The following is a 5,224-nucleotide window of genomic DNA, read 5'->3' on the forward strand; positions in this document are numbered from 1 at the left end:
TCTGCTCCATACCTGCCCGCCTCACGCTCATCGCGTCACCGAAACGGGTAAATCAGGGTGTCCGATCGGCTACTATCGGCTCTCCCAGATCCTTTCCAGCTCTGGCGCCCGTATCCGGATTGCGGCGAAAAGTACCGTCAGCGTTGGCACGACCAGCCGCCTGCTCAAACAGGCGAAGTCTGGCCTGCATGAGAAATCCTCCAACCACCGGAGGATAACATGACCAACATGACCAAGAAGCCAAGCCGCGTACGTGTCCTGATGATGCCATATCAGGACGAAGACAGAGATCCGGTGGGTTATGCCGGCCCCGCCACCGTCCTGACTGGCCTGCCACGAACAATCCGGCGGCATGAACTCCGACTGATCGTGCCGCTCGCCGACAGCACGATCTACGAAATGGAGAAACGCGGCGACTTCCCTCGTCGCTTCAATCTCACGCCACGATGCGTGGTGTGGGACCTGGAGGAAGTCGAGGCTTGGCTGGAGCAGCGCCGCCAGACCTATCTCGAAGGTCGAGCGAAGATCGCGCCTGCGCCCGATGTTCATCAGCGCAAAACTCGGCCTGTTAGGCCGACGGACGGCTCAGCGAACTGATACAGGAACCACCGCATCTCAGGATGCGGTGGTCCCATTCGCCTCCGTTGAAAGGCGGGCCAAGGGGTCGTTGATTGTCAGAAAAAAGATAGATATTTTCTGACATATGGATCGACTGAGTTCCTCGACTCCCAATAGGATATTGGCGCGTGCCTCGGCCGGCGGGCGAGGAAGCGTACTCACGCCCAGCGACTTCCTGGACCTCGCCGAGCGCCCCGCTGTCGACCAAGCCCTCTCTCGACTTGCGAGGAACGGCAAGCTGCGCCGTCTGGCACGGGGCCTCTACGATCTACCCAAGCTCCATCCGAGGCTCGGGCCACTTTCCCCTGACCCGGATCACATCGCACGCGCATTGGCGCGGGAGACAGGGTCGAACGTGCAGATCGCCGGCGCCCGTGCTGCCCACCTGCTCGGGTTGACGCTCCAGGTGCCGGCTCAGAGCGACTATCTGACCGACGGACCGTCTCGGCGGGTCGTTCTGGGAAAGCGTGTGATCGAGCTGCGCCATGCCTCGCCCAAGCACCTGATCCTGCCGGGAAGCGCGGCAGGCACTGTCGTGCAGGCCCTTCGCCATCTCGGTCCGACACAAGCCGGTGACGTCGTTCGGATCGCTGCCCGATCATTGTCTGCCACCGACAAGAAGAGGCTGGGCGCGTCGGTCCGCCAGGCGCCGGCCTGGATGCGGCCGATGCTGCTGACGATCACGGCAGTAGAGCTCGATGCTCGGTAGAATAGGCTTGCCTGAGCAGACGCGTACTATCTCTCCTGGCTGTCGACATCGCCCTCCGGCCTGAAGGCGTTCATTCCCGAAACCTCAGCGGCAATCGTCGCAAGCTGCAACTGGGTGTCCATCTTCTCCAGCCGCTGCCGAGCCCATCCGATGAAAGCATGAAAGGCGGATGCCTCCTCGGAGACTTGGTCAGCGAGCAGCGTCGTCAGAAACGTCCGCAGCCGATTTCGCTCCTCCGCCTGCGCTAGCTTGCGATCAAGATATTCCACCCGCTGCTGTTCGAGCTTGGCAAGCTGTGCCTGTTCGGCGCGCCGCTGGCGAGCGATCTCTTCAAGCCGTGCCCGCTCGCGCGCTCTTCCCGCTCCACCTTCCTGCCGGCCGCGAATGCGGCGAACGAGACCAGTATCTCATCGATCCGGCTGTCGATCTTGCGTGCGCGGGTGTCGGCGAACCGGCGCTGAGCGTTTTCATACCGGGACCAACCCGCGATCTCGATCGCCATCTCGCCGGTGGCGTGAAGTTATAATAGGGAATGGAGGGGCGCTTATCCCAATTGTCCCAATCATTGCGATGGCGGGCATCCCAGCGCTCTCGCCGGCGGGTCTCCTCTTCCGTGACGACATGGAGCGACCGGCGGATGGTCTGATAGACGGCAAAGCCGATCGCTTCGTCGTCGACGACCATCTCGAGGCCCTCGCGTCCGGCTTCGAACCGATGGCCACGGGCCAGGCATTGTAGACCAACGCGTTCAAGAAGGCTCCAACACGATCGAGCGCGTCGGGGTGCGCGCGGACCCGAAAGACCTCCCCGCCAAGACCAGTGATCGCGCCATTGCGATCCGGCTCGGCCTTCCTTGTTGCGGCAAGCGTCTTGGCGACCAGCGAGTGCAGTCTCTCCGGCACGGCGACAGCTTCGGCCGATTGCCTGGCGACCGCGATCGCCGCCTCGATCGGCTCAGGCGCCGGCGGCTTCGTGCGTGCGTCGATCACGATGCGATCGCTCACGCCTTTTGGCGCAGCGCCCAGCGGCTTACGCTTGACCGGGCGCCCGGCATGCAGGCGTCCCCAATAGGTGGCGTCCGGTAAGGGGATGGCGTGCTTCACGCATTGCTTGCGCAGCGCCACGTCGGAGATGCTGAGCTCAGGCGCCACCTTGGATACGGCACGTTCCCAGATCATGTCGTAAAGCTGCTGCCGGGTGAGAACATGCCGCATCGGCAAACCTCCTGCTGGAATTCTTAAGCTCGATACGCTATATGACCATCTACATGGTCAGGAGCGTGACATGGATGCGATCAATCTGGCGGACGCCAAAGCCCATCTGAGCGAGCTGGTCGACCGGGTCGAAGCAGGCGATTCGATCGACATCACCCGGCGCGGCAAGCCCGTCGCGCGGCTCACTGCCGTGGCTAGGCCGCGCAGGCCGATCGATGCCACGTTGCTCCAATCGCTGACGGCAGCGATGCCGCCCCAATCCCAGAGCGCCGCTGATCTTGTGCGGTCGATGCGGGATGGCGATCGCTACTGATGCTCTATCTCGACACGTCGCTGATCGTCGCGGCGCTCTCCAATGAAGCGATGACGCCGCGTGTTCAGGCGTGGTTGGCGGAGCAGGACCCGGCGCAGCTTCTGATCAGCGACTGGACCGTCACCGAGATGTCGTCGGCTATGGCGATCAAGCTGCGGACTGGGCAGATCACCCTCGAGCAGCGCGCGGCGGCGCTCGCCATGTTCAACAAGCTGATCGCCGAGAGCTTCACAGTGTTGCCCGTGACGGGCGGGCAGTTTCGAGCAGCGGCGAGATTCGCCGATCAGCACACCTTGGCGCTCCGCGCCGGCGATGCGCTGCATCTTGCTGTCGCATCGGAGCATGGCGCCACGGTGCAAACGCTGGACCAGCGGCTTGCCGAGGCCGGGCCAGCGCTCGGTGTGCCGGCGCGGTTGCTGGGATGATCCGGAGCTTCTCCAGCTTGGCCCGCCCGCTCGGGAGCCGCCATGGCCGGTGACTGGTCCGACGAGCAGAACGACGCGATCGTGGCGGACTATTTCGCGATGCTTGGCGACGATATCGCCGGGCGCCCCTACAGCAAGGCCGAGCATAATCGCCTGCTGCAGGCGGTGATCGATCGGCCCCGCGGGTCGATCGAATACAAGCATCAGAACATCAGCGCCGTGCTCAAGGGGCTCGGTGAGGACTGGGTCCCAGGCTACAAGCCGGCCTTCAATTTCCAAACTTCGCTGGTCGATGCCGTCGTGCACTGGCTCCAGCGTCATCCGGATTGGCTCGCACCGGCCGCGCGGATGGCGATGGGGCCTTCATCCTCAACGCTTCGGGAAGAAGCGATGCTATGGATCGGCCCGCCACCGACGCACAGCAATGCGCCGCCGCCCGACGAACTCGAGCAGATGACCGCCATCGCCTGCAGGTACAATGTGGCCGAGCGCGATGCTCGTAATCGTGCACTGGGTCGCGCCGGCGAGGAACGTGTCCTCGCCCACGAGCGCGCCAGCCTGCTCGCCGCCGGCCGAACCGATCTCGCCGAGCGCATTCGCTGGGTGTCGCATGTCGATGGCGATGGCGCCGGCTATGACATCCTGAGCTTCGATACCGACGGCAGCGATCGGCTGATCGAGGTGAAGACGACCAATGGCTGGGAGCGCACGCCGTTTCACATCACGCGCAATGAGTTGGCCGTTGCCGAGGAGCGGCGCAACGATTGGAGGCTAGTGCGGTTGTGGAATTTTTCGCGGGAGCCAAAGGCGTTCGAGCTGCGGTCGCCGCTGAACGCGCATGTGTCGCTCATGGCGACCACCTATCAGGCAAGCTTCTCGTAGCGGCTGCCGCCTTACGGGTCGAAAGGACCCACAAGTCGACGTTCACGTCGCCTTATTGGGTTACCGTAAGCGGACCTTCGTTCATGTGCGCTTGCCAGCCCTCCGCTTAAATCGGGCGCGCGCGTCTCCTTACAGGTCGTGGCGGGACGGCGCTCCGCAGTCGCTCCGTTCGTTCGGGCTGCACCGCGACGCGATGCAGTAGGGCCTCGGCGGCGTCCAAGATCGTGTCGAGCTCGTCCGGTTCAGGGCGCCAGCCGCGGTGGCCCGCCGCGCTGCCGGCGTCCGTTACCACCCTCATGGTCTCTAGCTCGCGTTCGCCCAGCACCCCCGCTTCTCGCAGCTGACGCAGCTTCGCGCTGAAGTCGGCCCCGGCATCCGCGCCGGCCAGCTCGAAGGTGCGATCGAGCAGCGCGCGCACGCCCATCGCGGCCAGAGTCGGGAGGTTGGCGGCAAGCGCCCGGTGCACCTCGTCGGCGAGGCTCCTGGCCGTCTCGTCGGCCAGCGTCGCCAGCCAAGTCGCCCGCGGGCGGATGCTCGGCTCGGGCCAGCGGGTTGTGGTGAGCACCGGAACGGTCACCCACTCGCCGGTCCTCGGATCCTGGACATGATCCTCGTCCTCCGAGAAGGAGTCGTCTCGGACAACGGAGAGCGTGCCGCAGCCACGGCAGCGCAGCGTCCGGACTGACACGAAGGCGCTCGTCATCCCGTCGCCGCCGTCGATGCGCTCGTTGTGCTCGGCCACGACCTCGCAGGCCCGTTGCCCGCCGCAACCGGGGCACGGCGCCTGTTCGAGCTGTAGAACGGGCGCGGGGGTCCGCGAAGCCTCCTCGGCGCTCGCCGCTACCATAAGTGGCTGAATTGAGAGCCAGCCGGCATGGGTTAGCGCGAGCTTACCGTCGCGCGCAGAGAGCAGGCCGGCTTCAACGGCGTGCCGCGCTGTCGACTCCAAGCTCTCCTCATCTGAAACGCCGACGAAGCCGGCGAGGTCGTCCTGGTCGTGTCAGCGGGCGTGTAATTCTCCGCGAAGATGGGCTTTGAAAATTCCCTGGATGTTGGACGTGGT

10 protein-coding genes are annotated in these 5,224 nt (G+C 64.6%); 6 read left to right on the top strand and 4 right to left on the bottom strand.

The annotated features are described in order from the left end of the window. The 3 genes from PYV00_RS23375 to PYV00_RS23385 form a co-directional block, all read left to right on the top strand. Positions 1-223 (top strand): hypothetical protein (locus PYV00_RS23375; protein WP_275230748.1); only part of this gene is annotated, 223 nt, incomplete at its 5' end. Next, positions 220-597, top strand: a complete 378-nt coding sequence (locus PYV00_RS23380) for a helix-turn-helix transcriptional regulator (RefSeq protein ID WP_428981681.1) — start codon at positions 220-222, stop codon at positions 595-597. The genes PYV00_RS23375 and PYV00_RS23380, both read left to right, overlap by 4 nt. Before the next feature lie 106 nt (positions 598-703). Further along, a complete protein-coding gene (locus PYV00_RS23385) occupies positions 704-1,327 on the top strand; it encodes a DUF6088 family protein (RefSeq protein ID WP_275230749.1) in 624 nt (207 codons plus the stop codon). Positions 1,328-1,353: 26 nt separating this feature from the next. Here the strand turns inward: PYV00_RS23385 and PYV00_RS23390 are convergent, their stop codons facing one another. Genes PYV00_RS23390 through PYV00_RS23400 form a run of 3 tightly spaced genes read right to left on the bottom strand, consistent with a single transcriptional unit; the run spans position 1,354 to position 2,541 of the window. Then, positions 1,354-1,596: a hypothetical protein gene (locus PYV00_RS23390; RefSeq protein ID WP_275230750.1), complete on the bottom strand. Its 243-nt coding sequence runs from the start codon at positions 1,594-1,596 to the stop codon at positions 1,354-1,356. Continuing rightward, entirely contained in the window at positions 1,572-1,829 is a 258-nt protein-coding gene (locus tag PYV00_RS23395) for a hypothetical protein (RefSeq protein WP_275230751.1), read from the bottom strand. The genes PYV00_RS23390 and PYV00_RS23395 overlap by 25 nt, the downstream gene beginning before the upstream one ends. After that, positions 1,795-2,541, bottom strand: coding sequence for a hypothetical protein (locus tag PYV00_RS23400; protein WP_275230752.1), 747 nt, complete (start codon positions 2,539-2,541; stop codon positions 1,795-1,797). The genes PYV00_RS23395 and PYV00_RS23400 overlap by 35 nt, the downstream gene beginning before the upstream one ends. A 70-nt stretch (positions 2,542-2,611) precedes the next feature. On the opposite strand from PYV00_RS23400, the gene PYV00_RS23405 reads away from it, so the two are divergent. From PYV00_RS23405 to PYV00_RS23415, 3 genes are read left to right on the top strand one after another with little or no spacing between them, the layout of a single operon-like run. After that, positions 2,612-2,854 (top strand): type II toxin-antitoxin system Phd/YefM family antitoxin, encoded by a 243-nt coding sequence (locus PYV00_RS23405; RefSeq protein WP_275230753.1) that lies wholly within the window; start codon positions 2,612-2,614, stop codon positions 2,852-2,854. After that, on the top strand, positions 2,854-3,279 hold the full coding sequence (locus PYV00_RS23410; protein WP_275230754.1) for a type II toxin-antitoxin system VapC family toxin: 426 nt from the start codon (positions 2,854-2,856) through the stop codon (positions 3,277-3,279). Before PYV00_RS23405 ends, PYV00_RS23410 begins: the two co-directional genes overlap by 1 nt. A gap of 42 nt (positions 3,280-3,321) precedes the next feature. Then, entirely contained in the window at positions 3,322-4,161 is an 840-nt protein-coding gene (locus PYV00_RS23415; RefSeq protein WP_275230755.1) for a DUF3883 domain-containing protein, read from the top strand. A 106-nt stretch (positions 4,162-4,267) separates the two neighbouring features. Here the strand turns inward: PYV00_RS23415 and PYV00_RS23420 are convergent, their stop codons facing one another. Then, entirely contained in the window at positions 4,268-4,903 is a 636-nt protein-coding gene (locus PYV00_RS23420; RefSeq protein WP_275230757.1) for a DUF4145 domain-containing protein, read from the bottom strand. Between the last annotated feature and the right edge of the window lie 321 nt (positions 4,904-5,224).

The organism is Novosphingobium album (ex Liu et al. 2023) (genome assembly GCF_029076845.1).
GTDB lineage: Bacteria > Pseudomonadota > Alphaproteobacteria > Sphingomonadales > Sphingomonadaceae > Novosphingobium.